Source organism: Synechococcus sp. CS-1326, from assembly GCF_025128115.1.
Taxonomy (GTDB): Bacteria; Cyanobacteriota; Cyanobacteriia; order PCC-6307; family Cyanobiaceae; genus Regnicoccus.
Genome location: NZ_JAHLYV010000021.1, coordinates 104,457 through 131,393, shown reverse-complemented (window position 1 = coordinate 131,393; position 26,937 = coordinate 104,457). Strand labels below are relative to the sequence as shown.

The following is a 26,937-nucleotide window of genomic DNA, read 5'->3' as shown; positions in this document are numbered from 1 at the left end:
AGCTGTCCAAGCCGCCCAGGGGCTCAGCTGGCTTCGTCTTCGGCGGCGTCATCGATCGGATAAACGAATCCCTGGGCCCGGCCACTGAGCACAGCCTTGCCGAGCGAGAGAGCCTTCCTGGCCGCAACGGTGGCCTGGGCTTTCCAGTGGGCATGACGCTGGTTGCGCTTCCCCTTCGAGGTTTTCTTCTTGGGAGCGGCCATTCCCTTTCCTGATCCAAACAATGATCATCCGCTTCGGGGAGGCCTTTCGTCAAATCGTTAAACTGAACAGAAGTGCCAGTCCTGTGAGCAGCACATCTGCCATGTATCCGCTCTGGCCATCCGGCCAAGGCCCTGTTCCGGCGATTTCCACCGATCTCTCCAGCTCAGCCAGCTCCGGTGAACCCACCATCACACCCCCGCTGACCCCCCCGGTGCAGCCGGCAGCCGAGCCTTCCCGCCCCAGCCTGCTGGGGGGTCTTGGCCAAAGAAGCTCACCGCCACCCTCCTACAGCGAGCTGCTGCAGCTGATCCGCACCGGCAAGGTCAAGGAGCTCGATCTCTCACCGCGTCAGCGGGAGGTTTCCGTTGCCTTCACCGATGGAACCCGGGCGGACGTTGCCGTCTTCGCCAATGATTCGTTGCTGCTGAGCACCGCCCAGCAGGCCAACGTGCCGCTCAGCGTCCGTGACGAGCGCGCCCAGGATGCATCGGCCGGCCTGTTGGTGAACGTTCTGCTGGTGGTTCTGCTGGTCGGCGGGCTCACCCTGCTGATCAAGCGCTCATCCCAGGTGGCCAACAAGGCCCTTGGCTTCGGCCGCAGCCAGCCGCGCCTTCAGGAGGAAGGCACGATGACGGTGCGTTTCGAGGATGTGGCCGGCATCAATGAGGCCAAGGAGGAACTCCAGGAGGTGGTCACCTTCCTGAGGCAACCGGAGAGGTTCACCTCGATCGGCGCCAAGATTCCCAAGGGGGTGCTGCTGGTCGGTCCGCCCGGCACGGGCAAAACCCTGCTGGCCAAGGCGATTGCCGGTGAAGCGGGCGTGCCTTTTTTCTCAATGGCCGCCTCCGAATTCGTCGAGATGTTCGTTGGCGTGGGGGCAAGCCGGGTGCGTGATCTCTTCAAACGCGCCAAGGAGAAAGCCCCCTGCATCATTTTCATCGATGAGGTCGACGCGGTCGGGCGCCAGCGTGGGGCCGGCATCGGTGGCGGCAACGACGAGCGGGAGCAGACCCTCAACCAGTTGCTCACGGAGATGGATGGGTTCGAGGAGAACTCGGGCGTGATTCTGCTGGCCGCCACCAACCGCTCCGATGTGCTGGATGTCGCCCTGACCAGGCCGGGTCGATTCGATCGGCAGATCAACGTCGACCTGCCGGACCGCCGTGGCCGCGAGGCGATCCTGGCCGTCCATGCCCGGACGCGTCCCCTTTCGCCGGAGGTGTCTCTGGCGGCCTGGGCTGCCCGGACGCCAGGTTTTTCAGGCGCCGACCTGGCCAACCTGCTCAACGAGGGAGCCATCCTCACCGCCCGGCGGCAGATGAGCTGCATCGACGATCTCGCCCTCAACGACGCCCTGGAGCGCATCACCATGGGGCTTTCCGTCGCGCCGCTCCAGGACAGCGCCAAGAAGCGGTTGATCGGCTACCACGAAGTGGGCCACGCCCTGCTGACCACCCTCCTCCCCCATGGCGATCAGCTCGACAAGGTCACCCTGCTGCCCCGCTCCGGCGGAGTGGGTGGATTTGCCCGGACCACCCCCGACGAGGACATCCTCGATTCAGGCTTGATCAGCCGGGCCTACCTCCGCGACAGGCTGGTGGTGGTGATGGGGGGAAGAGCCGCTGAACTGGTGGTGTTCGGCCCCGGCGAGATCACCCAGGGGGCCTCCGGAGACCTGCAGATGGCCACGCAGATCTGCCGTGAGATGGTGACCCGCTACGGCTTCTCCGGCCTGGGGCCCGTGGCACTCGAAGGCGATGCCGCCGAGGTTTTCCTCGGCAGAGACCTGATCCACACCCGCCCGAGCTACGCCGAAAGCACCGGCCGCAGGATTGATTCCCAGGTGCATGATCTGGCCCAGCAGGCCCTTGATCAGGCCCTCGATCTGTTGCGGCCTCGGCGCGAGCTGCTGGATCTCCTCGTCGAGCGCCTGATCGAGCAGGAAACCCTCGGTGGCGATGCGTTCCGCCAGATCGTCGAGGCCTACGAAGCCTCCCAGCTGCTCAACAAGGCCGGCGGCGACCCATCACCATCACCAGGCTCAATCCCCTTCCAGACCACTGCTGAAGCGGATGTCCAGGCTGCGCAGATAGGTGTGTAGGCCGGCGTCCTGGATCGGCAGCAGCAGGGCTGGGTGGCCGCTCTCGTTGACGTGGGAATGCCAGTGTCCCGGCGGGGTCACGAAGGCGGCGCCCGCTTCCCATTCCATCCGCAGGGGGTTGCGGATCGTGCCGTCCGGATTGAGATCGGGCCCCGAGAGGGTGGTGCAGCCCGGCTGACAGTCGATCACCAGATCGAGCGCCACGGACTGGTGACGGTGTGGCGGCTGAACCGCGCCGGCCGGGAGCAGTCCGTACATGGCCCAGAGGGTGTGGGTGACGGTGCGGCTCAGGGGGAGATCGGTGTTGGCCAGGAGCAGGCTGAGCCGGTTGCTGCGGGCGCTGGTGGGATCGGCCGCCAGAGCCTCCAGCTCCTGGCGCAGCCAGGCCGCCGGATAGTGGGTGGGAACAAAACGGGGGCTCTCTGCCCTGGCCCCCAGGAAGCTGAGCAGGGGTTCGTCATGGACCCAGTACAGAACGCTTTCGGCTGTGGCTTCAAGCCGGGGAGCAACTCCGGCCGGCAGCACGAACAGGTCGCCGGTGGCCCAGGCCTGCTCGAATGCACCGCTCTGGCCAGCGCTCGGGCGGTGGCAACGCCCTTGCCCTCGCAGCACGAAGAAAAGGGAACTGGTGGCATTGACACCCACCGGGAGGCCTTCCCCCGGGAGGATCCGCACGAAGTTGGCCGAGAGAGCAGGGCTGGTGGCCGGCCCCTGGCAACCCAGCCCGGCGCTGAGATCAAGAGGAATGATGGCCGTCGGCCCCGCGGCATGGAGATCGGGCCCCCAGCGACCTTCCGGAATCGGCTCGGTGAGGCCCCGGCGGACCGGATTGGCCGCCAGGCGATAGTCGAACAGCAGGGCCTTGCCATGGACCGGCTGGCTGGAGCCGGTTGCCGGGGGACGGGTTGCCTGGGTCATCGTTCCAGCCAGATCAGAACAAAAGCCTATGGGGCTGGAGGGAAGGATTGCCGGATCGCTGTGTTCTCAGACTGACTGGCCCGGTGGGGTTCAGCCACCAGCCACGGCGGGAACGATGCTCACTTCATCGCCATCGCTGAGGACGGTGGCCTGATGATCGAGAAAGCGGATGTCCTCGCTGTTGACGTAGACGTTCAGGAAGCGCCGCAACTTGCCGTTGTCATCGGTGAGACGGGCCAGGATGCCGGGGAAGTGAACGTCGAGAGCCTGAAGCATCTCCTCGACCGTGCCGGCTTCCAGATCCACACTGGATTGATCGGCGGTGAACTTCTGGAGCGGAGTTGGGATCAGAACCTGAATCGACATCGGCGGATGGGTGGGGGGTGAAAACAACAGCGGCCTGATCTCTAAGGCAGAACGGAGCGCAGAACCTGGCAGGGATCAGACCCCCATCGGCTCCCAGCTGGCCCGTTGCAGGGACTGGGCCCGCTCCCAGGCCGCGTTGAAGCTGGCCAGCTGGGGTTCGATTGTGTGGGGCTGACCCACCACCCCGCTGATCGCCTCGAGGGTTTTCAGGCCATTGCCGGTGATGTAGGCCACGGTGGTTTCCTCTGGATCAATCGTGCCCTGCTCGGCCAGCTTCTTCAGCACGGCGATCGTGGTGCCACCGGCGGTTTCGGTGAACACGCCCTCCGTTTCGGCCAGCAGCTGGATACCGGCCACGATCTCCTCATCGGTGACCGAGCTGATCGTGCCGCCGCTGCGGCGGGCCAGATCCAGGGCGTACGGACCGTCTGCGGGATTGCCGATCGCGATCGATTTGGCAATGGTGTTGGGTTTCACCGGGGTGATGAAATCACGACCGGCGGCAAAAGCCTGGGCGATCGGCGAGCAGCCTTCGGCCTGGGCACCGCTGAAGCGGACTGATTTCTCCTCGACAAGCCCCACCTTGATGAAATCATCGAATCCCTTACGGATCTTGGTGAACAGGGAGCCTGAGGCCAGGGGAGCCACGATGTGGTCGGGGAGTTGCCAGCCGAGCTGCTCGATCACCTCGTAGCCCAGGGTTTTGGAGCCCTCCGAGTAGTAGGGCCTGAGGTTGATGTTCACGAAGCCCCAGCCATAGGTATTGGCCACCTCTGAGCAGAGCCGGTTCACCTGGTCGTAGTTGCCCTTCACCGCCATCAGGGTGGGGTTGTAGATCAAGGTGCCCAGCACCTTGCCGAGCTCCAGATCGCTGGGGATGAACACACAGCATTCGAGCCCGGCATGGGCGGCGATGGCGGCGGTGGAATTGGCCAGATTCCCGGTGGAGGCGCAGCTCACCGTGGTGAATCCCAGTTCCCGTGCCCTGGTGAGTGCCACCGACACCACCCGGTCCTTGAAGGAGAGGGTCGGCATGTTGACGCCGTCGTTCTTGATGTAGAGGTGCTTGAGACCCAGACGGCGTGCCAGCCGGTTGGCCCGCACCAGGGGGGTGAAACCGGTGCCGACATCGATCGGATCCCCCTCGATCGGCAGGAATTCGCGATACCGCCAGATTGAGCTGGGGCCAGCCTCGATCGAGGCCCTGCTCACCCGCGCTCGAATCGCCTCGTAGTCGTAGACAACCTCAAGCGGTCCGAAGCAGACGTCTTCGCAGACATGCAGAGCGCTGGCGGGGTAGGGGTGGCCACACTCCTTGCAACGAAGGCCTGTGAACGTGGCGCGGGAGAGGGTGGCCGTCACGGTCCCACAGCAGCAGAAGAGCAAGCTAGCAGCGCCGTTCAACCGGCCAGACAAATCCCGACTTTGCAGATCTGGATAAAAGGTAGTTGCTGGATTCCAGGCTGACGGCCCATTCGCCGAACCACTGTCTAGCCTCAGGCCGTGGCCTTGCGTTCTCCGCCCCGCTTGCTGCTGGCCAAGGCCGCGGCACTCCTCTCCCTCGCGGCCTTCCTGCTGGGGGTCGCTGTTCCACGCCTGGGAATCGAATGGGAGTGGTTCGCCCAGTTCGGCTTCGAATCCGTGGCGCTGCGCCGCTGGCTGCTCCAGCTGGTCGCCTTTCTGCTGGTGATGGGGCTGGGAGTGCCGCTCCAGCTGCAGCAACTCAAACGCTGCTGGATCCTGAGGCAACGGGCCGGGTCGAAACCCCTGCCTGCCGTGGCGCTGCTCCAGCTGGACAGCGGCTCGCTTCTGGCCATTCTGGCGGTCCTGCTGGTCATGCTCGTGGGTGGGCTGGCCTATCTGGGGGTGCAGGCGAGGGGATTGATCGCAGCTCCGTTCAGCGGTGATGTGATCAGCGGGTTCCCCGTTGTTGCCGACCTGCCGCCCCTGCTACTGGCCGGCCTTGGGGCTGCCCTGCTGCTGCCGCTGATGGTCTGGCCCCTCACCACTCTGCGGTTGCTGCTGTCCGCGGCCCTGGCCGGATCGGCCACGGCCCTGGCCCGCGGCTGGAGCCTCTGGGTTCCGGCTCTGCTGGCTGTCCCCTTCGATGCCAGCGACCCGCTCACAGGGTTCGACCTCAGCTTCACGGTGCTGCAATTGCCGGCCCTGAGGCTGTTGCTCAGCGTTCTGTTCGCCCAGGCGACCGTTGGCCTGGCCGGTTGCCTCTGGCTCACCTTCACCGAGGGCAGCACGTTGAGTGATCTGCACTTCGTCGGGCTCAGCCTCGACCAGAAAGCGGTGCTCAAGCCCCAGATCGCCGTTCTGGCGGCTGTGGCTGCGCTGAGCGCGGCCCTGTCCCCCTTTGATCTGATGGTGCACGGCAGTGGGGTGGCCTCCGGGGCCGGTTTCGTTGATCTGCATGTGCGCTTGCCGTTGCGGCTGCTGCTTTCAGTGTTGCTGGCGCTGACGGCGTTCGGCCTGGTGGTGCCGATGCGACGCCACTGGTTGCGCCAACTCACCCTGCTGCCCCTGGTGGGAACCGCCCTGCTGCTGCCGATCGCTGAATTCCTGGTGGCGCCACAGGTGCAGCGGCTCTGGGTGGAACCCAGGGAGCTGGTGGTGGAAACGGAGTACCTGAAACGGAGCATCAGCGCCACCCGAAAGGCCTTCGGTCTGAACAACGTCAAAGAGCTCACCCTCAAGCCCAAACAACAGCTCACCCAGGCCGATCTCGATGCCGCGCCGGGAACCCTGGCCAACATCCGCCTCTGGGACAGCCGACCACTGCTGGCCGCCAACCGCCAGCTGCAGCAGCTCCGGCTCTATTACACCTTTCCCTCAGCGGCGGTCGATCGCTATGTGCTCGGGGATCCGAACCAGAACACGGTGTCCCAACAGGTGCTGATCGCGGCGCGGGAAATCGACACCAGCGCCTTGCCGAGCGGCTCACGCACCTGGCTGAACCGGCATCTGGTCTTCACCCATGGCTACGGCTTCACGGTGTCACCTGTGAACGTCTTCGGGCCCGATGGGCTGCCCAGTTTCCTGGTGAAGGATCTCGGGCCCAGCGCTGTTGTCCAGGGCATCGCCGCCCTGGGGATCAGCGATGCGAGTGCCAGAAGGGCTTTCCCGGTGGGCCGTCCACGCCTCTACTACGGCTCGGCACCAGCGTCCTACGCCATTGCGCCGACCCAGGTGGAGGAGTTCGACTATCCGTCGGGAGAGCTCAACGTCTGGAACCACTTCGAAGGGACGCTGGGCATTCGACTCGGCAATGCCTGGCAGCGGTTCAAGGCGGCCACCTACCTCAGCGAGCCCAGGGTGCTGTTCAGCGGGTCCTTCACTCCCCGATCGCTCCTGCTGATCCGGCGCCAGGTGAAGGAGCGGCTCCGGGCCCTGGCCCCCTTCCTCTCCTTCGAAAGCGAGCCATATCTCGTCACCGTCGACCTGAAGACCAGCCCGGGTCACCGGCCCGGCCAGCACCAGTACTGGATGCTCGATGGGTTCACCACAAGCCGCAGCTACCCCTACAGCGAGGCCAATGCCAGTGGAATCCGCTACCTGCGCAATCCGGTCAAGGCCGTGGTGGATGCCCATGACGGCCGCCTCTGGCTCTACGTGAGCGACCCTTCCGATCCCATTCTCCGCACCTGGCAACGGGCCTTCCCCGAGCTGTTCAGACCGATCGCGGCGATGCCGAAGCCGTTGTTGCAGCACATCCGCGTGCCGCTCAGCCAGTTCGCGATTCAATCGGAGCGGCTGCTGCGTTATCACGTGACCGACGTGCGGACCTTCTACAACAGTGAGGACGAGTGGGCGGTGCCTTCGGAGATCTACGACTCCAAATCCGTACCGGTTCAGCCGTATCACGCCACCCTGCAGCTGCCGGGGGAACAGAAGCCGGAGTTCGTCCTGCTGCTGCCCTTCTCGCCGGTGAAACGCTCCAATCTGGTCGGTTGGCTGGCGGCCCGGAACGATCCACCCAACTACGGAGAGCTGCTGCTCGTGCGTTTTCCCCAGCAGCGCCTCCTGCTGGGCCCCGAGCAGATTTCCTCCCTGATCGCCCAGGATCCGCAGATCAGTCTTCAGTTCGGCCTCTGGGGCCGGGCCGGCGGCTCCCAGCTGGTGCGCGGCAACCTGCTTGTCCTGCCGGTGGGGGAGGGATTGCTGTATGTGGAGCCGATCTATCTGCGTTCCAGCAGCAATGATCTGCCGACCCTGGTGCGGGTGGTGGTGACCGATGGTCGCCGCTTCGTGATGGAACGGGACCTGGCCACGGCCCTGAAGAAGCTCGTTTCGGTGGCTGGTTCCCCGGCCTTCCAGATCCCGGGCTTCGCAGCGATCCCGTGAGCCGGCGGCCCTTGAGGCTGGTCCTGCGAGCCTGGCCCAAAAAAATGGGGAGAGCTAACGCTCTCCCCGGACTGATCGGCCTGGCCTGCGGCCCCGACTCGGAGCTCAGACCGCCACGGCTGTTTTGGGGTCGAGCAGGCCCTTGGCGTAGAGATCGGCGTAGAAGTTGATGTTCTGCTGCTTGATCTTGCTGGCCTGGCCGGCACACCAGAATTGCTGATAGCGATCAAGGCAGACCTGCTTCATGTAGGCCCTGGCCGGCTTGTTGAAGTGGCGGGGGTCGAAGTTGGCAGGATCCTTGAAAGCGGCCTCCCGGACGGCAGCGGTGAAGGCCAGGCGGTTGTCGGTGTCAATGTTGATCTTGCGCACACCGTTCCTGATGCCGTTCTGGATCTCTTCCACCGGCACCCCGTAGGTTTCGGGGATCGAGCCGCCGTACTTGTTGATCATGTCAAGCCACTCCTGGGGGACGGAGCTGGAACCGTGCATCACCAAGTGGGTGTTGGGGATGGCCTTGTGGATCTCGGCAATCCTGGAGATGGCCAGCACTTCGCCGGTGGGCTTGCGGGTGAACTTGTAGGCGCCGTGGCTGGTGCCGATCGCGATCGCGAGGGCATCCACTTTGGTCTTGGCCACGAAATCGGCCGCCTCGGCAGGATCGGTGAGCAGCTGGTCACGGGAGAGGGCGCCATCGAAGCCATGGCCGTCCTCGGCCTCACCCTTGCCGGTTTCCAGGGATCCCAGGCAACCGAGCTCCCCTTCCACACTCACGCCGATGGCGTGGGCCACATCCACCACTTCCTTGGTGACAGCGACGTTGTAGTCGTAGCTGGCGGGAGTCTTGGCGTCTGCTTCCAGGGAGCCATCCATCATCACGGAAGTGAAGCCGTTGGCGGCGGCACCGAAGCAGGTGGCCGGGCTGTTGCCGTGGTCCTGGTGCATCACCACCGGAATGCCCGGATAGGTTTCGACAGCGGCCAGGATCAGGTGGCGCAGGAAGTTTTCTCCGGCGTACTGGCGGGCGCCACGGGAGGCCTGCAGGATGACGGGACTGTCGGTTTCGTAGGCAGCCTCCATGATCGACTGCACCTGCTCCAGGTTGTTGACGTTGAAGGCGGGGATGCCATAGCCGTTCTCAGCGGCGTGGTCGAGCAGCAGCCGAAGCGGAACGAGGGCCATGGTGAAAACCTCTGGAGGAAGTGGTGGATGGAGCGTCGGTGGAACCGGCTGGGCCGGACTGCAGACGATCGTGGACCCAACGGTGTTGGAGCAAAGACCCAACCGGGTTGGGGGGATTCTAGGTGATGCTCTGGCGCTGACCTGATTCCGCCGCGGCCAGGGCCAGATCGCAGCATCGCTGACTGTGATAGCCCTCTCCGAGACCCGGCACCATCGGCCTGCCCTCGCGCACGCTGGCACTCCAGGCCGCATGGATCCTGGCCACTGGAGCAATCCGGCCATCAGCCCAGGTGCGGGAGAACGCAAAACGGGGATCCACGGGAACCGGCTGCAGGGAGGCCGTCCCAGTCGAGCGCCAGAGTTGGAAGCCATGCACATAGTCGGCCTGGTTGTCGCTGCCGAGCACCAGGGCACCCTTGCTGCCATGCAGCTCGAGCCAGCAGCCCCGCCCTGGCCGCGTCACCGAGGCCAGGCTTAGCTGAGCGGGGACCCTGCCGGCCGCACCGGCCTGCAGATCGATCGACAACAGAGCGATGTCGTCGGCATCCACCACGCCCTGGCCACCGCTGCCGTCGGCCAGGGGCCTGCTCGCAATGGCGGTGGACAGGGAGGCCGAGACGGATGTGGACGGTCCGATCAGCCAATGCAGCATGTCGAAGGCATGGGTGCCCAGGGCTCCGAGCACCCCGCCCCCTTCCTGACGCTGGGAATACCAGCTCCAGGGCCGGCCGGCATCGGCACGGCTGCCCATCAGCCAGTCCAGCTTCACCAGCCAGGGCTCACCGATCACCCCGCCCGCGAGCAGCGCTTCGAGCTGCAGGAACATCGGCACGGCCCGGTACTCGAAATCAACCGCCACGCTCAAGCCGGCCGTCACGGCCAGTCGTTGCAGATCAAGGATCTGCTCGGCATGGAGGCAGACGGGTTTTTCGAGCAACAGGTGTTTGCCCGCTGCGAGGGCGGCGCGGGCGAGGGCAAACCGGGGTGCGGGTGGGGTGGCGATCACCACCGCCTCGATGCTCGGATCGGCGAGCAGCGCCTCGAAATCGCTGAACCCCGGCAAGCCGGACGATCGGCAGGCGGCCTCCAGCCGGGCCGGGCGGGGATGCCAGAGCGCCACCGCTTCGGTGTTCGGGCAGGCCTGCAGGGCGGGCAGATGGACAGCGGCGCCGAAACCCAGACCTGCGACCGCGACCTTCAGAGGTGGGGAGGATGCTGAGGCCACGTTCATCCGGAGGCCAGCAGGGGAAGGCCGGCCGCACAGGCCTCTTGCAGCACGGCACGGATCAGGGCGTCGCCATCGGCGGGCTGCCAGGCCGCCCTGAAACGGGGCAGACCATTGACGGAGGTGTCGCGGAAGCGCTGCTGGAGACAATCCACCTCCATCACATAAAGCTCTCCCGCCTGGCTGGTGTCGGCTGGTTTGTAGCGGCTCAGGACCGACAGGTAGCCATCCCGGCTGCGCCGCAGGCTGCCCTCATCCCACCACTGCCGGCCCTCCGCACTGGCGGCAACCTCCTTCCAGCTGACGGGGGAGGCCAGGAGCGGGGCCGCTCCCACCAGAAGGCTGACCGCCAGGGAACAGGCCAGGGCCAGCCTGAACCACCAGCCTGCTGGGCCCTGGGATCTCCAGCTCAGCGGTCGACGTCCGTGCATGGCTCAGGCCGCCACCGGACAGCCGCAGCCGTGCAGACGGAGCAGGCTGGCCAGGATGGTCTTCTGCCGGGTGCGAGGCACGATCAGATCGATGAAACCGTGATCCTGGAGGTACTCGGCTGTCTGGAAGCCATCGGGAAGCTTCTCCCGCAGGGTCTGCTCGATCACACGACGGCCGGCAAAGCCGATCAGCGCCTTCGGCTCGGCCAGAATCAGATCACCGAGCATCGCGAAGCTGGCCGTCACCCCGCCGGTGGTGGGATGGGTGAGCAGGGGGATGTAGAGGAGTTCAGCCTGGCGATGGCGCTGCAGGGCACCGGAGATCTTGGCCATCTGCATCAGGCTGAGCATCCCCTCCTGCATGCGGGCACCGCCGGAGGCGCAGACGATCACCACCGGGACCCGCCGATCCGTCGCCGCCTCGATCAGTCGGGTGAGCTTCTCCCCCACCACCGACCCCATCGAACCGCCCATGAAGCGGAAATCCATCACCCCCAGGGCCAGAGGGATCCCATCCAGGCGGCCGAAACCGGTGACGACGGCATCCCGCAGTCCGGTGCTGCCCTGGGTGTCGAGGATGCGATCGGCGTAGCTGCGGCGATCCTTGAAGGCCAGCGGATCCGTGGGGGAAAGCTCACGATCGATCGGTTCGAAACTGCCCTCATCGGCCATCAGCCGCAGCCGGGCGGCGCTGTCAATCCGATGGTGATGGCCACATCCGCTGCAGACACTGGCGTTGGCGATCAGATCCTTGCGGTAGACCACCAGGGAACATTCCGGACATTTGCTCCAGAGGCCATCGCCGTCCTCGACGTCCTGGGCGGCACGCACCACCGGTGTGGTCTTGCGGCGATCGGCGAACCAGTCGAACAGCGACATCGATGATCAGCGGGATCGGAGCGATCCCTCCATTAAAGGCTGAAGCCGCTGAAGAAAGCTTCCTGCTGCCGCAGCCACCAGGCTTCACCGGCCAGCCAGACAGCAAGGCCACCGAAGGCCAGAAACGGCCCGAATGGAAAGGGTTGCCTGGGCTTGAGCCATCCGCACAGCCTGGCCACCCCGCCGACCAGAGCTCCCGCCAGCACCGCCAAGCTCACCGCCAACCCCATGCCGAGCAGGCCCAGCCAGGCCCCCAGCAGGGCGGTGAGCTTGGCATCGCCGAGGCCAAGGGCGGGTTGGCCGATCAACCGCTCAGCCAGGGCACTGAGGCCCTCGAAGGCCAGAAGCCCGATGGCCGCGGCGAGCAGGTGATCGAACAGCTGGGCGCGGGCAAAGCCCGCCGACTGACTCAGCCCCAGCGTGGTGGTGATGGCCAGGCCCAGCAGCAGGCCCCAGCGGCAGAGGGGTTCCGGCAGCCAGAGGTGATCGCAGTCGATCAGCACCAGGGGAATCAACCAGCTCACCAGCAGCCAACCGGCCGGCAGCAGCAGCCAGGGGGAAACCGGTCCCATGGCGTCCGGCCTGGCCAGCAGCACCGCCACCCAGAGCCCGGCCGTGAGCAGTTCCACCAGGGGATAGCGCACGGCGATCGGCCCCTGGCAGTGGCCGCAGCGGCCGCGACGCCGGAGCCAGCCCAGCACCGGCAGATTGTCATGCCAGGCAAGGCTGCTGCCACAGCGAGGGCAGCGGCTGGCAGGGAAGAACAGGGATTCCTGGCGGGGCAGCCGCCAGGCCACCACATTGAGAAAGCTGCCGACGCAGGCACCCAGAAGGGCGACCAGCAGGGCCAGGGCTGGATCGGTCATGGCGAGCGGAAGCCGCGGGGCCGTCCGCCCCGGCTGCGGATCAGATCCAGGGGGATGAATTGCTCCTCGGGCAGAAGCACCGGTGTTTCGAAGACCACCCGACCCTGGGAGCTGTGACCCTGCAGAACAATCCCGATCGGGGCCCCGCCGGCCGGGCACTGCTCAACGTAATGAAAATAGATCTGACGAGCCCTCCTGAGCACATCTCCACTGTTGATCTGATCCCAGCGCAGGGGGCTGACGCCCTGGCCACCGGCTCCGCGGATCACGAAGGATGGAGCGGAGCAGGGGGTGCTGGGTTCAGGGGGTGTGGTGAAGGAGATTGGCCTCACCAAAGACAGATCGATGGTGAGAGCTTAATCGGTCAGGTCGCTTTTTCCTTCTCCTCGATCATTCGATGGATGATCGGGGTGAGGATGATCTCCATGGCGAATCCCATCTTGCCGCCATTGACGACGATGCTGGTGGGGCTGGACATGAAGGAGTCGTGGATCATCCGGAGCAGATAGGAGAAATCGATCCCCCACTTCTCCCTGGCCCCCTTGCGGAAATGGATGATCACGAAGCTCTCATCCGGAGAGGGGATGTTCCGGCAGATGAACGGGTTGGAGGTGTCCACCGTGGGCACGCGCTGGAAGTTGATATCCGTGCGGCTGAACTGGGGACAGATGTGGTTGATGTAGTCGGGCATGCGCCGCAGGATCGTGTCCACGATCGCATCGGCTGAATAGCCCCGCTCAGCGTTATCCCGGCTGATCTTCTGGATCCACTCCAGGTTGGCGATCGGCACCACACCGATCAGCAGATCCACCAGGGAGGCCACGTCATAGCCCTCACCGACCACGCCACCGTGGAGGCCCTCGTAGAAGAGCAGGTCGGTATCGGGGGGCATCGCCTCCCAGGGGGTGAACTGACCCGGTTCGAGGCTGGTGCCGAGGCGGCTGTTGTGCTGGGCGGCTTCCTCCGGACTGTGCAGGTAGTAGCGCTTTTCACCCTGGCCGGTTCCGGCATAGGAGTGAAAAACCTCCTGAAGCTTTTCGAACACGTTCGCTTCCGGTCCGAAGTGGGAGAAGTTGACACCCGCTGCCTGGGCCTTGGCCATCTCCTGCTTCATCGGTCCCCGTTCAAAACGGTGGAAGCTGTCGCCCTCCACCACCACCGGAACGATGCCTTCACGCTCGAAGATGTGCTCGAAGGCGCGTTTGACGGTGCTGGTCCCGGCGCCGGAAGACCCGGTGACAGCCACAATCGGGTGACGCTTGGACATCGGCGACAGGGGAAAGGCGAGTTCGAGTTTCGCAGGTCACCGGTCAGAGGGCGGCCAGCACCAGTTCCCCCATCCGCCGGCAGCCCACAGTCGTCTCGCCGGGACCGGCCAGGTCGGCGGTGCGATGCCCGGCCGCCAGCACCCGGGCCACGGCCTCCTCCAGGTCGGCGGCGGCGGCCGGCTGCTTCAGGCCCACCCGCAGCAGCATGGCGCCGGAGAGCACCATCGCCAGCGGATTGGCCTTGTCCTGACCGGCGATGTCCGGCGCCGAACCATGCACCGGCTCGAACACCCCCGGTCCGCTGGAGCCCAGCGAGGCCGAAGGAAGCAGGCCGATGCTGCCGGTCAGCATGGCGGCCTCGTCGCTGAGGATGTCGCCGAACAGGTTGCTGGTGAGCAGCACATCGAACTGCTTCGGGGCCCGCACCAGTTGCATCGCGGCGTTGTCGACGTACAGATGGCTGAGGGCCACTGATGGGTACTCGGTGCTGATCGCCTCGACCCGGTCACGCCAGAGCTGGCTCACATCCAGCACGTTCGCCTTGTCGACGCTGCAGAGTCTGCTGTCGCGTTCGCTTGCCAGCTGGAAGGCCACACGGGCGATCCGATCGATTTCATAGTCGCTGTAGGCCATCGTGTTGAAGGCCCGCACATGGCCGTCGGCCTCCACCCGCCCCTTCGGTGTGCCGAAGTAGATGCCGCCGGTGAGTTCCCGCACCACCATCAGATCCACACCCTCGATCACCTCGGGCTTGAGGCTGCTGGCGCCGACCAGGGCCGGGATGACCTTGACCGGGCGCAGATTGGCGAACAGCTCCAGGCCGGATCTCAGCCCCAGCAGGCCGCTCTCCGGCCGCTGGGCCCTCGGCAGGCCGTCATAGCGGGGGCCACCGATGGCGGCCAGCAGCACCGCATCACTCTCTCGGCAGGCCTCCAGGGTGCTGGCGGGAAGCGGCTCCCCGTGGGCATCGATGGCGGCGCCACCGATCGGATGGGCGTTGTAGTTCAGCTCGAAGCCATAGCGCCCGCTCACAGCATCGAGCAGTTGACAAGCCACGGCCGTGATCTCCGGTCCAATGCCATCACCGGGCAGGAGGGTGATCCGGTAGCTGGTCATGGCTGGGGGGGTGTGGCGGATGGTGCAGCCGGAGGCTACCGCTGCCCATCACCCTGACCCGTCGGCATTCCGGCTGAGCTGGCGCACCGTACGGGCCAGCTCGGGCAGCTTGTTGAAGGCGGCTGAACAGCGCAGCCAGAGGCGATTGGGGATGGCCGGGTAGCCGCTGACCACCTCGCCGGCAGCCACCTCGCCGTGGATCCCCGACTTGGATGAAGCGATCGCGCCGTCACCGATCCTGGCCCGGTTGGCCACCCCCACCTGTCCCGCCAGGATGACGCCATTGCCGAGGCGGGCTCCACCGGCGATGCCCACCTGGGCCGCCAGGGCACAGCCCTTGCCGGTGACCACGCCATGGCCCACATGGACCAGGTTGTCGATCTTGGTGCCGGCGCCGATGCGGGTTTCACCCACCGACGGCCGATCGATCGTGCTGCCGCAGCCCACCTCCACCCCGTCTTCCAGCACCACCAGCCCGGTCTGGGGCATTTTTCGCCACCCCGCCGCGGTGGGAACGAAACCGAAGCCTTCGGAGCCGATCACGGCGTTGGAGTGAACGACGCAGTGGCGGCCCAGGCGACTGCCGGAATGGAGCACCGCATGGGCGTGGATCTCGCAACCCTCAGCGATCTGAACATCCGGGTAGAGCACTGCCCCGGGGTGGAGGGTGCAGCCAGCACCGACCACACTCCCCTCACCCACCACGACATGGGCACCGAGATGAACATCGGCGCCGAGCCGGGCATCGGCTGCGACGACGGCGCTCGGGTGGCGACCGGGCGGCAGGATTCTGGCGGGATGGAGGGTTTCGAGGGCCTCCGCGAAGCCGAGGCGTGGATTGCGCAGACCGATCCAGGCCATGCCCCGCTGGCTGGCGAGCTGCTGCAGGGCCGGATCGTCGGGCAGGAGCAGGGCCGAGGCTGCGCAGGCTGGGAGCAGGGCAGCGAGGCTGTGGCCCGGCTCGAGGAAGGCCAGTGCACCCGGACCGGCCTGGTCGACGGCGGCACAGGCACCGAGCTCGGGATCGTCGGCCAGATGGACGGGACTGCCGCCACTGGCCTCACTCAGGTGGGTGAGCAGTTCGCTGAAGCGCATCTCCGGGGACCGGGGGCGGCCGGATCGTAGGCCCGCAGTCCTAGGGGAGGATCGCCGCTGCTGCGGTCAGCACCAGATGGTCGCGGTGCACCACCGCATCTCCACTCGGCTGGCCGAGGGCCCGCTGGGCCGCCTCACTGCTGAGGCCCTGCACCTTCCTCAGTTCATCGCTGCTCAGAGCCGTGAGGCCCCGGCCGATCTCCTCACCCTGCAGCGAGAGCAGACGCACGGCATCACGACGCCCGAAGCTGCCCTCCACCCGCTGAATGCCCACGGCCAGGAGGGAAGCACCCCGCTCCAGCAGGGCCCGCTCGGCCCCTGCATCGATGATCAGGTTGCCGCGGGGAATCAGGGCATGGGCCAGCCAGCCCTTGCGATCCGGCAGGGGAGTGGAACTGGGCTGGAAGACGGTGCCCAGCCGCTCCCCGGCCAGCAGGGCATCGAGCACCGCCGGGTCCCGGCCATCGGCGAGGCGCACGCGGACGCCGCTGGAGGTGGCGATCCGGGCGGCGGTGAGCTTGGTGGTCATGCCGCCGGTGCCCCAGCGGCCACCGCCGCTGGCGACGCCGCTGAGCCGGGCGAGTTCGATCAGATCACGCACCTCCTCGATCGGCTCGGCGGTGGCATCGCTGCGGGGATCACCGGAGTAGAGATGATCCACATCGGTGAGCAGCACCAGCTCATCGGCGCCGATCGCCACCGCCACCAGAGCCGAAAGGGTGTCGTTGTCGCCGAAGCGCAATTCATCGGTGGCCAGGGTGTCGTTCTCGTTGACCACCGGCACCACACCCCAGCTGAGCAACTGCTCCAGGGTGCGGCAGGCGTTCTGATACCGACGGCGTGACGCCAGATCGCCGCGGGTGAGCAGCACCTGGGCCACCGTTTCGCCGTGGCGGGCGAAGGAGGCTTCATAGAAGCCCATCAGCCGCCCCTGGCCGATGGCGGCGGCGGCCTGCAGCGCCACCACTTCGCCGGGCCGCTGGGCCAGCTTCAGGGCATGGCAACCGAGCCCCACCGCACCACTGGTGACCAGGGTGATCGCCTCACCGCAGCGACGCTGGCGACTGAGGCTTTCAGCCAGCCCATCAATCACCTGGGCGGTGTCACGGCCCGCCGTGCCACGCAACAGGCTGGTGCCCACCTTGATCACCCGCCGGAAGCTCATCGACCCAGGCTGGCCCCCATCCAGCGGGCCAGGCTCAGCTCGGCGCGCTGCAGCCGATCCCGCTCGCAGGTGAGGCCCTGGGGATCCACAGGCTTGACCAGCACTGTGAACAGCCCCAGCCGATTGCCGGCCAGAACATCAGTGAACAGCCTGTCCCCCACCATCGCCACCTGGTGGGGGGGCAGACCCAGCTCGGCCAGCACCTTGCGGAGGGCACGGCGGCGGGGCTTTCCCGCCAGGGTGGTGAAGGGCAGATCGAGCCGGTTGGCGACGGCACCGATGCGGCGCCGGGAGGGGTTGTTGCTGAACAGGTGCAGACGCAGGTGCTGCTGTGCCTCGCGCAACCATTGCTCCATCGCCGGGGGCAGTTCTGAGCGGTGGCGGGGCAGCAGCGTGCGATCCACATCCAGGATCAACGCCTTGATCTGTCCATTGAACAGACGCTCCAGAGGCAGCTGGGCCAGGCTGGTGTCCAGCATCCAGCTGGGTTGGAGCAGTCGCTGAAGCTTCACCCAGCCAGCTCCCGATCATCGAGTTCAGCCTCGATCAAGGGCTGCACCCGCTCGAATTCCTCTCCTTCCACCACGATGGCGTCACCGTCCTGCATGCGGGCGACCACAAAGAATGGGTCAAGGGGGATATAAAGCCCGTACTCGCCATTGTCGACCATGAAGCTGACCAGGAGTTCATAGGTGTCGGTCTCGTCATCCGCCTCCTCGTCGTCGAATTCATCGAGATCAGGCTCCTCCAGCTCACCGCTCACGGTGAGGGTGACGGCGGAGCGCACCAGCAGCAGATCATGTTCCTGCAGGACCACGTCGGCCACCGAGAGAATCGGTTCGCTGGTGTGGATCGTTTCGATCAGCTCAGGCTCCTCGTCGTCCCCGTGCATGCGGAACAGACAGACCGGGGTGTCAACGGGGGTGAGCAGGGCGTAATCCCGGCCATCGAGAGGGATGAGCTGCTCCAGGTAGCAGAGAAGCTGGCGTCCCATGTCATCCCGGACCACCACCGTCGGAATGTCACCGGATCCGGCGTTCAAAGGTCCTTCAGCACTCATGGGCACATGGCAATCCCCCTCAGGATGTCGCAGCGTCGGCCGGCTGGCCGCCCGGCTGGGTCGAAAGCCTGACCGGACCCGGCTCCGGTCCTTCACTCAACCACTGCTGCAGCAGCAGGGCAGCCGCTGCGGAATCGAGGCGACCGCTGCGGTCGCCGTGCAGGCCGTGCCGTTCGCCGGCTTCCCAGCTGCTGCCGTACTCGTTCACCCAGGCCAGGGGCAGATCGAGCGCCCTGGCAAGGCTTTCGCCATAGCGGCGGCAATGGAGGGCCTGGGGGGTGGGGCGCTGCCGGGAATCGAGGGGAAGCCCGACCACAAGAGCTGTGACCTGGCGCTGCTGGATCAGGGGCAGCAGCTGCTGGAGGTCTTCCTCGAGGCTGCGGCGCAGCAGGGCCGGCAGGCGGATCACCGTCAACCCGAGTGGATCGCATCCGGCCAGGCCGATCCGTCGCCGCCCCACATCAAGGGTGAGCACGGAACGGGGCCGGGGTGCCTGGCGCGGGCTCAACCGAAGCTCACCGCGACGAGCCCAGCACGGTGGGGCCGTGACGCAGGCCAGGATTCGGCAGCAGGGGTGTCGGCACTGGGCGGCGGCGGGGCTTGAAGGTTTCCAGCACCGTGTCGAGCCGCCAGCGGGAGGATTCGGCGGGGGCCAGGGACTCCTGGCGCCGCCAGACGCTGCGGCCCATCAGCAGCTCTTCCCCCTCTGCCACCGCGCCGATTCCCTCCAACCAGAGGGAGCGTTCGCAATCAGCCGTGTCACTGCGGAGCCAGACGCGGGGTGCCTGCCGGGCCGCCTCGACCAGGAGCCTCTCGAGGGGAGGGCCGAGCAGGTGGGACCAGCCAGGATGGATGGTGAGCTCCAGTTCCCGCTGGCCCTGACCGTGGGCGCGCAGACCGCGAACCCCCGCCACCGCCTGCTGGCGGGTCGGATCGACCCAGAGCAGGCCGGGGCCCTGGGTCTGGTCGAGCAGATCCTCACTGCGGCGATCCAGCAACTGACGCAGCTGGGCCGGGCAGGCCGCCTGCTCGAGGTGCCAGAGCAGCGCAGCGGTGCGTCGGTTCAACGGACAGAGCTCCAGCTCGCCGGCCACCTCCTTGCCGGGGTGGGGGCGGCCAGCTGGCTCCCAGCGCCAGACGGTCTGGTTGCGGAGCGGCTGAAAGCCCTGTTCACGCAACAGGGCCAACCGATCACAGCGATCGGTGGCCGCGGAGGCGATCCAGCTGGTGGCGCCAAGGCGGCGGTGGAGGGCCTCCTTGACCAGGGCCGTCTCGACCTGCCGGACAGTCGGGCTGCCGGGCTGGACCAGGGCTTGCCGACAGGTGCGCAGCTGATCGATCCCCCAGCAGGTACCGCTGCGGTTGAGGCGACGCACGATGGCCAGGCCGATGATTCGCTGCGGTCTGCGGAAGGCCACCAGAATCTCCGGTGCCAGCGGTGGCCTGCTGATCCAGCGGTTCAGCAACCGCTCCGGCTGCTGAAGCAGCAGGGAACGCTGCAGCAGGGGCTGGAGGTCGACGAAGGCTTCCGACTGGAGCAATGGCAGACACCAGCCCTGGAGCGGCTCGATCCTCAGATCGCCCGGTTCAGGGAGCGCATCAACTCCCGTGGGACCAATGGGAGCGGGGTGATGCACAGGGAACGGCCACTGTCAGAACTGTATCGGCAGCTCAAGCGGGCCTGACAACCACCAGGGGGGTGCGTTCATTGGCATTGCCGGCCGGGTTGGGACGCAGGGCACGCTGCAGCAGGGCGTGATCACAGCCCGGGCTCGAAGCCAGCACCTTGACCCGGCCCAGATCGTTGACGTCGACCACGGCGACGGGAACACCGAGGCTGGCCGCCAGATCGCGGCAGGCGCGTTCAGGCTGATCCGGGCCGAGCACGATCGTCTGGTCGTAGGGGGGAGTGGTGCCGGTGATGTCATCAATCAGGCGGGCCTGCTCGCCGGCCAGCCGGTAGAAGCCCCCACGGCTGCCGACCAGCTTCATCAGGCTGCCGGCCAGCCAGGCGCAGAGCACCCTGGCCGGACCGACATCGTCGATCAATGTCTGCAGACCGCAGGCGGTGGCCAGGCTGCTGGTGGGGTGAAAGACGCGACAGAGCAACCGGGCCAGGCCGGATGGCTCGACCATGGCGGGATGGTTGTAACGGCCCTGGATCACCGCCAGTGGCGTTTCACCGATCGTGAGGATGTCGCCGGCCTGGAGGATGGCGCCGGCATAACGACGCAGCACTTCGGCCGGATCATCGAGCACGCCGAGCAAATGGGTGGGCACCGGCAGGACGCGACAGCCCTCGCCACTGCGCCACTGGGCAGTGGCCGGATCCAGCGGCTCGGGCCGACGCAGCGGGATCAGCACCCCATCGCGACGTTGCAGCCGGCCGAAGGGTCCGTAGTTCACCCAGAGAATCTCCAGCCAGAGGTTGTCGAGTCGATCGGCGAGGGGGCTGATGGCTTCCCCGCTGCTGGAACGGGAAGGATCCGCCTGGATGCGCAGGTGGAGCTTGGCCCGGGTGGTTTTATGGCCCTTGACGATGTATGCCGCCCAGTAGCCGTCCGGGCGGGCCGGCTCATCGGGGTGCTCCGCGACGACGCGGCTGCTGATCCGAACACCATCCAGATCGCCGCGACCCAGCAGGGTGGGCAGGAGACTGATCTCCGGCACCATCACCTCCATGCGGGCATGGGGGTTGTGGATGGCGATGGCGAGCTCCACCTCCACGGTCGCTGCCGCGGGGGTCACCGTCCACACCCCCGCCTCGAGCCGCAGGGGTGAGGCGGGCCGGAGCCGATGGCGGAGCTCCAGCCACAGCAGTGTGAGGCCGAACAGCAGGGTGGCGATCAGCAGCCAGCAGAGCAGAGAAGACAGGAAGGGCAAAACGAACGCCGTGCAGCCGGAAACAGCGGGAGCGTAAGCGTTGACAGAAGCTCGGACCTAGGTTCTGGCCTGAGATCTCCCCTGGGATGGAATGAAGAAGACCTTCGTTCTCGACACGAACGTTCTGCTCCATGACCCGGGCGCCCTGAACCGATTCGAGGACAACAACGTCGTGATCCCGATCGAGGTGGTCGAGGAGATCGACCGGTTCAAACGGGACGCCACCGAGAAAGGACGCAACGCCCGCCTGGTTTCCCGTCTGCTGGACGGACTGCGGGAGAAGGGAAATCTGGCCGAGGGGGTGGAGATCGAAGCCACGCACCGGGGGCGGCTGAAGGTGGTGTTCTGTCGCAGCCAGACCCTCAGCCAGCTGCCGCCGGAACTCCAGAGCGGCAATGGGGACAACAACATCCTGGCGGTGGCCCTTGAGCAACGCCTCCACGGAGTGATGGGCAGCGATCCCCCGGTGATCCTGGTGACCAAGGACACCAACCTGCGGATCAAGGCGGATGCGGTGGGGCTGATCGCCCAGGACTACAGCACCGGCAAGGTGGCGATCGCCGATCTCTATCCCGGCCTCACCGAGTGGTGGGTGAGCGCCGCCCAGATCGAACAGTTGCACCGGGAGGGTGGTCTGCCCCTGACACGGCTCACCCCGCGCCCCGCCGACCAGCCACCGCTGCAGGCGAACGAAGGCGTGACCCTGGTGGATGGAGCCAACCCCGCCCATACCCTGCTGGCGCGCTACAGCGCGGCAGGCGGGAGCCTGAGGCCGTTGCAGAAGGGAGGCCGGATCAAGCTGGGGCGGGTCATGGCCCGCAACCGGGAGCAGACCTTCGCCCTCGATCTGCTGCTGGATCCCAGCATCCAGCTGGTGACCCTGGTGGGCAAGGCCGGCACCGGCAAGACCCTGCTGGCCCTCGCTGCCGGCCTGAATCAGGTGGCAGACGAGCATCTCTACGACCGCCTCCTGGTGACCCGACCGGTGATCCCCCTCGGCAAGGACATCGGCTTTCTGCCTGGTGACCTGCAGGAAAAAATGGGCCCCTGGATGCAACCGATCATCGACAACCTCGACTTTCTGCTGGGCAGCGAGGAACCCGCCAACGCCGCTCCCCGTCAGGGCCGGCCGCCACGCAACAACTGGGCCGATCTCAAGGGGATGGGCCTGCTGGAGGTGGAGGCGATCAGTTACATCCGCGGCCGCTCGATTCCACGCCAGTTCATGGTGGTGGACGAGGCCCAGAACCTCACCCCCCATGAGGTGAAAACGATCGTGACCCGGGTGGGAGAAGGCACCAAGATCGTCTTCACCGGTGATCCTTATCAGATCGACAATCCCTATGTGGATGCCGACAGCAATGGCCTCACCTGGCTGGTGGAACGCTTCAAGGGCCAGGAGCTGGCCGGTCACGTGACCTTGCGCAAAGGGGAACGCTCAGCCCTGGCGGAGCTGGCGGCCAATCTGCTCTGACCAGCTGGGTTGCCATCCGCCGGAAGGCGGCGAGCATGATCCATGAACCACCGCTCTCTGCTGCAGCCATGCCGGAACGGTTTCCAGGAAGCGCGTCCACAGGCAGGCGTGAGCAACTCGAACGATTGTTCGGTGCTGCACTGGGATTCACTGCGGCTTATCTGATCAGCAGCCATCTGGACACCGTTCCCTCCACCCTGCTGAGCTCGATCACCCTGGCCGGTGGGGCCACCCTGGCCGGGCGGATGGCCAGCCCACTGCGCTGGTGGGCCCTGCTGGGCTCGGCGGCCGGCTGTCTGCTCGGCAATGCCACCGTGCTGGCCAGGGCGCTGCAGGAGATTGAGCCGCAGGCCAACCTTGCGACGCGGGTGGTTTCCGTTGTGCTTCTCGCCGCAGCCGGCAGCCTGGCCGGCCTCGCCCTCAGCACCAGACACTCCCTGGTGGATCGCCAGCCCAAGGATCTGCTGCGCTCGGCCAGCGCCCTCACCACCGGGCTGTTCGCCGTGCTCGTCACCTTGGCCTTCCTGCATGGGGGGCTGGATACCGCCCGCACCTTCTCCAGCCGACTGAGCACCTCACTCACCATCCTGGTGGCCTCCCTGAGCGTGCCGGGCTGGCTGACCCACCTGATCACCCACCCGCGCCACCCCCAAGCCGATGATTGAATCCGCCGAAGATCTGTTACTGCAGGTGGCCGGTGGGCTGCGCTTCGTTCTGGAGGCGCTCTCCGTTGCCACCGTGCTGCTGGGCCTGCTGGCCTGCGTCTCCCAGCAGTTCAACCAGCGGCCAGGGCGCCGGGGCCAGCGCCGCTCCCTGGCCGCCGCCAGGATCACCTTTGGCAGCTGGTTGTCGATGGCGCTGGAGTTCCAGCTTGGAGCCGACATCGTGGCCACCACCACCACCCCATCCGGCCCGAACCTGGTTCAGCTGGCGGTGGTGGCCGTGATCCGCACCTTCCTCAACGTGTTTCTGGCACGGGAGCTGGAGGCCGAGACCCGGCTGGAGCGGCAATCCGCTTCTGGACAAGATTCTGGAGAATCGGCCGCATGAACATGACCAACGAGCTGGCCAAGCAGCGCAACCGCGACGCGGCGGAGCGCACCTTGATGGCCTGGATCCGCACCTGCCTGTCGCTGATCAGCTTCGGCTTCGGCCTCGACAAGATCGTGGCCGCGATCCAGAGCCAGCAGGGGGTGGCCGGGCATGCGGGGATCGGGGTGCGGCTGGTCTCGATGGCCTTCGTGGTCACCGGCATGGTGGCGATGGCCGCCGCCACGTTCCAGCACCGCCGCGACCTGCGCCGCCTGAACGGCGATACCTTCGTGTATCGCGAGCAGCGCTCGATCGCCACCGCCACGGCGGTGAGCCTCACCCTGATCGGTGGTGTCGCCCTGGCGATGCTGGCCTACGGGGCGTTTTAAGCCGCACAGCCCTTCCACCCACTCCCCCTGATCGCCATGGCCCAGGCCAGCGCCCTGCTCGTCAGCCTCACCCTGTTCACGATCATGTTCGCCCTCGGGCTGGGCCTGCGCAGCGAGGCACTCGCGCAGATCCGCCACCGGCCGGCCCTGGTGATCCGGGTGCTGATCGGCTCCTGTGTGCTGGTGCCCCTGGTGGCGCTGCTGCTGCTGAAGCTGCCCCTGAGCTTCGCCCTGTCGCCCACGGCCCGCTTCGGGATCGCCCTGATGGCGGTCTGCCCAAGCGCTCCGCTCACCCTGCGCAAGGCCGGCAAGACGGGGGGCGATCGCCAGCTGGCAGCGTTGCTGCAGGCCTGCGCGGCAGTGGCCGCCATCGTGTCGATCCCTTTGTTGGCTGATCTGTACCGGGCCTCGTTCGGCATCGATGGTTGGAACATCGGCCCCCGCGAGGTGGCCCTGCAGGTTGGGAAAGCCCAGGTGCTGCCACTTCTGGCCGGCTTGCTGCTGCGGCGCTGGCGGCCAGGCTGGGTGGCGCGGCTGGAGGGTCCGCTCGACAAGATCGCCAATGGGCTGTTTCTGCTGTTGATCGTGGTGGTGCTGGTCAAGGTGGGCCCCCTGCTCCTGCCGTTCGCGGCCACCAACGGCCTGGCGCTCGGCTTCATGGCGGTGATGGTGGCGGCGGCCCTGGCGATCGGCTTCCTGCTGGCTGGCCCGACGCCCCAGGAGCGCACCACCGTGGCGCTGGTCACCTCGATGCGGAACCCGGGGCTGGCCCTGCTGTTCGCCTCCACCTACGGCGGCAGCAGCATGCCCGGCCTGAAACTGGCCGTCCTGGCCTATCTGCTGGTCACGGTGCTGGTGTCGATTCCCTTCCTGAAGTGGCAGAAAAGCCGCCTGGTGCAGGCATGAGCGGGCTGGCTCACCACGGTTCTGGCCGCCTGTCACGCCGGTTGGCACTGAAGATGGCCGTTCTGTTGCCCGTTTGGCCGGCTCTCGCCGGCGCTGCCCAGCTGTCCAGCAACCCCACCACCGGCGCCCCTGGCGGATCCACCGATCCATTGCCCTCCTGGCGAGCAGGAGAGGCCCGCCGGCGCATTCTTGCCTTTCTCGAAGCCGTCACCACGGAGGGAGGAGCGGGGTACGTTCCGCCGGAGCAACGCATCGCCGTCTTCGACAACGACGGCACGCTGTGGTCGGAGCAGCCGATGTATGTGCAGCTGGCCTTCGCGATCGATCGTGCCCGCGCCCTGCTGCGGCAGCAGCCGGAGCTGGCCGCCAGTCCGGTGATCGCGGCAGCGGCGTCCGGCGATGGGAAGGCCGTGATGGCCCTCGGCAGCCGGGGCGTGCTGGAGCTGGTCGCCCAGACCCACGCAGGCATGAGCACCGAGGCCTTCGCGCTGCTGGTGCGCCGGTGGATCCACACCGCCCGCCACCCGGTGCTGGGGGTTCCCTACACCCAGCTGATCTACCAGCCGATGCTTGAACTGCTGGCGCTGCTGCGATCCAGGGGGTTCCGCACCTGGATCGTCTCCGGCGGCGGGGTCGATTTTCTGCGGGTGTTTGCCGAGGAGACCTATGGCATTCCCCCGGAGCAGGTGATCGGCAGCTCGATCCAGCTCCGTTACGGCGAGTCCGGAGGAGAGCCGGAGCTGCTGCGCCTGCCGGAGATCGACTTCATCGACGACGGAGATGGCAAACCTGTTGCCATCCACCGCCAGATCGGCCGCCGTCCGATCGCCGCTTTCGGCAACTCCGACGGCGACCTGGCCATGCTGCGCTGGACCACCGCCGGTCCGGGCGAGCGGCTGGGCCTGATCGTTCACCACGATGATGGCGAACGGGAAGTGGCCTACGACCGACTGTCCGCCTTCGGCAAGCTCGACGTGGCCCTGGATCAGGCCGGCTCGCGGGGCTGGACGGTGGTGAGCATGCGACGGGACTGGGGCCGCGTCTTCGCTGGGGCCGCCAGGGTGAAGCCGGGCCGCTCACCGAACAGCAGCCGGTAATCCCGGGCGAAATGTCCGCCGCTGAGCAAGCCGAACCGGGCCGCCACCGCCGTGATCGTGGTCCGCTGCGGGTCGGCCGCCAGCAGGGCCTGGCGCACCATGTGCAGCCGCTGGAGTTTGCGGAAGGCCATCGGGCCCATGCCGAGGTGGTCCTGAAAACCCTGAATCAGGGTGCGCCGGCTGGCACGGAGCTCCTGACAGATCCCATCGAGGCTGGTGTTCCGATCCGGGTGGCGAACCATCCAGTCCTGGGCCTGCTTGACGACCTCGATCCGCGCCGGAGCTCGCCGCAGCTGCGGCCCGGCATCGCAGGCAGCAGCCAGGATCTCCACCAGCAATGGCAGCAGATCCGCCTGCAGATCCGCCTGCAGTGCCATCTGCCGATGAACGGGGTCCAGTCCATCGCCACGCAGCGGAGGGGAGAGCTCCGAGAGTGCAAAAAGCTGGAGCAGATGGCGACGCAACCGCTGATAGTGCCTCGGCTCGATCGGCAACCAGTTGGATCGGCACAGCTGGTCAGCAAAGCGGCCATGACCCAGGGCCGTCGCCACCTGCTGGAACGAGGCTGGATCGATCACCAGCACAGCCAGCGACCGCTTTCCGCCTGTGGTGAGATGCACCTCCCCGGTTGTCGCCATGCCGAACACCACATCGGCGGGAAGCGACTGGCCGTGGGAGCGGAGCTGGCCGCTCAGGGGAGCGGGACCCAGCTCGAAGCTGAACAGCTGTCGCTGCGCCGGCTTGGCACCGGCGATGTGCAGCGCCCGGTCGAAACGAACCCGCAACAGCTGCTGCGAGCCGAAGCTCAGGGCGAGCAGGTCGCCGTGCAGCGGGCCTGGTTCCAGCTGAATGAGATCAAAGCGGAGTCCAAAGCCGGCAAGGGCTGTGGCCAGTTCCTCGACACAACCGAAACGGATCATGCCGCTGGCCTGA

28 protein-coding genes are annotated in these 26,937 nt (G+C 66.6%); 8 read left to right on the top strand and 20 right to left on the bottom strand.

Annotated features, from left to right (window positions below; genetic code table 11):
* Window positions 1-23 precede the first annotated feature (23 nt).
* Window positions 24-203: a 50S ribosomal protein L32 gene (gene rpmF / locus KQ307_RS07720; RefSeq protein ID WP_259703070.1), complete on the bottom strand. Its 180-nt coding sequence runs from the start codon at window positions 201-203 to the stop codon at window positions 24-26.
* A 101-nt stretch (window positions 204-304) separates the two neighbouring features.
* Here rpmF and ftsH point away from each other — a divergent pair, with 101 nt between their 5' ends.
* Window positions 305-2,305 carry an ATP-dependent zinc metalloprotease FtsH gene (ftsH, locus tag KQ307_RS07715; RefSeq protein WP_399241780.1) on the top strand — a complete coding sequence of 667 codons (2,001 nt, stop codon included), beginning with the start codon at window positions 305-307 and terminating at the stop codon, window positions 2,303-2,305.
* On the opposite strand, the gene KQ307_RS07710 is transcribed toward ftsH, so the two are convergent.
* From KQ307_RS07710 to thrC, 3 genes are all read right to left on the bottom strand, one after another.
* Window positions 2,246-3,223, bottom strand: a complete 978-nt coding sequence (locus KQ307_RS07710; protein ID WP_259727565.1) for a cupin — start codon at window positions 3,221-3,223, stop codon at window positions 2,246-2,248. The two genes, ftsH and KQ307_RS07710, sit on opposite strands and share 60 nt — an antisense overlap.
* A 90-nt stretch (window positions 3,224-3,313) precedes the next feature.
* Window positions 3,314-3,589 (bottom strand): MoaD/ThiS family protein, encoded by a 276-nt coding sequence (locus KQ307_RS07705; protein WP_259703067.1) that lies wholly within the window; start codon window positions 3,587-3,589, stop codon window positions 3,314-3,316.
* 75 nt (window positions 3,590-3,664) lie between these two features.
* A complete protein-coding gene (thrC, locus tag KQ307_RS07700; RefSeq protein ID WP_259703066.1) occupies window positions 3,665-4,951 on the bottom strand; it encodes a threonine synthase in 1,287 nt (428 codons plus the stop codon).
* Between the two features lie 141 nt (window positions 4,952-5,092).
* Between thrC and KQ307_RS07695 the strand changes: the two genes are divergently transcribed.
* The gene (locus tag KQ307_RS07695) at window positions 5,093-7,939 is read left to right on the top strand and encodes a UPF0182 family protein (protein WP_259727564.1); all 2,847 of its coding nucleotides are present in this window, start codon (window positions 5,093-5,095) and stop codon (window positions 7,937-7,939) included.
* 105 nt (window positions 7,940-8,044) lie between these two features.
* On the opposite strand, the gene fba is transcribed toward KQ307_RS07695, so the two are convergent.
* The 15 genes from fba to KQ307_RS07620 all read right to left on the bottom strand — a co-directional run bounded on the left by fba (window position 8,045) and on the right by KQ307_RS07620 (window position 21,106).
* On the bottom strand, window positions 8,045-9,118 hold the full coding sequence (fba, locus tag KQ307_RS07690; RefSeq protein WP_259703064.1) for a class II fructose-bisphosphate aldolase: 1,074 nt from the start codon (window positions 9,116-9,118) through the stop codon (window positions 8,045-8,047).
* A 118-nt stretch (window positions 9,119-9,236) separates the two neighbouring features.
* Window positions 9,237-10,349 (bottom strand): Gfo/Idh/MocA family protein, encoded by a 1,113-nt coding sequence (locus KQ307_RS07685; RefSeq protein WP_259727563.1) that lies wholly within the window; start codon window positions 10,347-10,349, stop codon window positions 9,237-9,239.
* Window positions 10,346-10,774 (bottom strand): hypothetical protein, encoded by a 429-nt coding sequence (locus KQ307_RS07680; RefSeq protein WP_259727562.1) that lies wholly within the window; start codon window positions 10,772-10,774, stop codon window positions 10,346-10,348. Before KQ307_RS07680 ends, KQ307_RS07685 begins: the two co-directional genes overlap by 4 nt.
* Before the next feature lie 3 nt (window positions 10,775-10,777).
* Window positions 10,778-11,653, bottom strand: a complete 876-nt coding sequence (accD, locus tag KQ307_RS07675; protein WP_259703061.1) for an acetyl-CoA carboxylase, carboxyltransferase subunit beta — start codon at window positions 11,651-11,653, stop codon at window positions 10,778-10,780.
* A gap of 32 nt (window positions 11,654-11,685) precedes the next feature.
* Window positions 11,686-12,519 carry an A24 family peptidase gene (locus KQ307_RS07670; RefSeq protein WP_259703060.1) on the bottom strand — a complete coding sequence of 278 codons (834 nt, stop codon included), beginning with the start codon at window positions 12,517-12,519 and terminating at the stop codon, window positions 11,686-11,688.
* Window positions 12,516-12,851 (bottom strand): hypothetical protein, encoded by a 336-nt coding sequence (locus KQ307_RS07665; RefSeq protein WP_259727561.1) that lies wholly within the window; start codon window positions 12,849-12,851, stop codon window positions 12,516-12,518. The genes KQ307_RS07670 and KQ307_RS07665 overlap by 4 nt, the downstream gene beginning before the upstream one ends.
* 32 nt (window positions 12,852-12,883) lie before the next feature.
* On the bottom strand, window positions 12,884-13,786 hold the full coding sequence (locus KQ307_RS07660) for a phosphoribulokinase (RefSeq protein WP_259703058.1): 903 nt from the start codon (window positions 13,784-13,786) through the stop codon (window positions 12,884-12,886).
* Between the two features lie 43 nt (window positions 13,787-13,829).
* Entirely contained in the window at window positions 13,830-14,903 is a 1,074-nt protein-coding gene (leuB, locus tag KQ307_RS07655; protein ID WP_259727560.1) for a 3-isopropylmalate dehydrogenase, read from the bottom strand.
* 48 nt (window positions 14,904-14,951) lie between these two features.
* Entirely contained in the window at window positions 14,952-15,998 is a 1,047-nt protein-coding gene (gene lpxD / locus KQ307_RS07650) for a UDP-3-O-(3-hydroxymyristoyl)glucosamine N-acyltransferase (RefSeq protein WP_259727559.1), read from the bottom strand.
* 40 nt (window positions 15,999-16,038) lie between these two features.
* Complete coding sequence (gene proB / locus KQ307_RS07645) at window positions 16,039-17,163, bottom strand: glutamate 5-kinase (RefSeq protein ID WP_259703055.1); 1,125 nt, start codon at window positions 17,161-17,163, stop codon at window positions 16,039-16,041.
* Window positions 17,160-17,675 (bottom strand): YqeG family HAD IIIA-type phosphatase, encoded by a 516-nt coding sequence (locus KQ307_RS07640; RefSeq protein WP_259727558.1) that lies wholly within the window; start codon window positions 17,673-17,675, stop codon window positions 17,160-17,162. The genes proB and KQ307_RS07640 overlap by 4 nt, the downstream gene beginning before the upstream one ends.
* Window positions 17,672-18,223 (bottom strand): DUF3727 domain-containing protein, encoded by a 552-nt coding sequence (locus KQ307_RS07635; RefSeq protein WP_259703053.1) that lies wholly within the window; start codon window positions 18,221-18,223, stop codon window positions 17,672-17,674. Before KQ307_RS07635 ends, KQ307_RS07640 begins: the two co-directional genes overlap by 4 nt.
* A 19-nt stretch (window positions 18,224-18,242) precedes the next feature.
* The gene (ruvX, locus tag KQ307_RS07630; RefSeq protein ID WP_259703052.1) at window positions 18,243-18,731 is read right to left on the bottom strand and encodes a Holliday junction resolvase RuvX; all 489 of its coding nucleotides are present in this window, start codon (window positions 18,729-18,731) and stop codon (window positions 18,243-18,245) included.
* 7 nt (window positions 18,732-18,738) lie between these two features.
* Window positions 18,739-19,860 carry a hypothetical protein gene (locus tag KQ307_RS07625; RefSeq protein WP_259727557.1) on the bottom strand — a complete coding sequence of 374 codons (1,122 nt, stop codon included), beginning with the start codon at window positions 19,858-19,860 and terminating at the stop codon, window positions 18,739-18,741.
* A gap of 34 nt (window positions 19,861-19,894) precedes the next feature.
* Window positions 19,895-21,106: a F420-0:Gamma-glutamyl ligase gene (locus KQ307_RS07620; RefSeq protein ID WP_259727556.1), complete on the bottom strand. Its 1,212-nt coding sequence runs from the start codon at window positions 21,104-21,106 to the stop codon at window positions 19,895-19,897.
* Between the two features lie 91 nt (window positions 21,107-21,197).
* Here KQ307_RS07620 and KQ307_RS07615 point away from each other — a divergent pair, with 91 nt between their 5' ends.
* From KQ307_RS07615 to KQ307_RS07590, 6 genes are all read left to right on the top strand, one after another.
* Window positions 21,198-22,580 (top strand): PhoH family protein, encoded by a 1,383-nt coding sequence (locus KQ307_RS07615; RefSeq protein WP_259703049.1) that lies wholly within the window; start codon window positions 21,198-21,200, stop codon window positions 22,578-22,580.
* A 68-nt stretch (window positions 22,581-22,648) separates the two neighbouring features.
* Window positions 22,649-23,245 carry a hypothetical protein gene (locus KQ307_RS07610; RefSeq protein ID WP_259727555.1) on the top strand — a complete coding sequence of 199 codons (597 nt, stop codon included), beginning with the start codon at window positions 22,649-22,651 and terminating at the stop codon, window positions 23,243-23,245.
* Window positions 23,238-23,630, top strand: coding sequence for a DUF1622 domain-containing protein (locus tag KQ307_RS07605; protein WP_259727554.1), 393 nt, complete (start codon window positions 23,238-23,240; stop codon window positions 23,628-23,630). Before KQ307_RS07610 ends, KQ307_RS07605 begins: the two co-directional genes overlap by 8 nt.
* 2 nt (window positions 23,631-23,632) lie before the next feature.
* Window positions 23,633-24,001 carry a YidH family protein gene (locus KQ307_RS07600; protein WP_259727553.1) on the top strand — a complete coding sequence of 123 codons (369 nt, stop codon included), beginning with the start codon at window positions 23,633-23,635 and terminating at the stop codon, window positions 23,999-24,001.
* A 36-nt stretch (window positions 24,002-24,037) separates the two neighbouring features.
* A complete protein-coding gene (locus KQ307_RS07595; protein ID WP_259727552.1) occupies window positions 24,038-24,907 on the top strand; it encodes a bile acid:sodium symporter in 870 nt (289 codons plus the stop codon).
* A 65-nt stretch (window positions 24,908-24,972) separates the two neighbouring features.
* On the top strand, window positions 24,973-26,004 hold the full coding sequence (locus KQ307_RS07590) for an HAD family phosphatase (RefSeq protein WP_259727551.1): 1,032 nt from the start codon (window positions 24,973-24,975) through the stop codon (window positions 26,002-26,004).
* Here the strand turns inward: KQ307_RS07590 and KQ307_RS07585 are convergent.
* Complete coding sequence (locus KQ307_RS07585; RefSeq protein WP_259727550.1) at window positions 25,893-26,924, bottom strand: AraC family transcriptional regulator; 1,032 nt, start codon at window positions 26,922-26,924, stop codon at window positions 25,893-25,895. The two genes, KQ307_RS07590 and KQ307_RS07585, sit on opposite strands and share 112 nt — an antisense overlap.
* Between the last annotated feature and the right edge of the window lie 13 nt (window positions 26,925-26,937).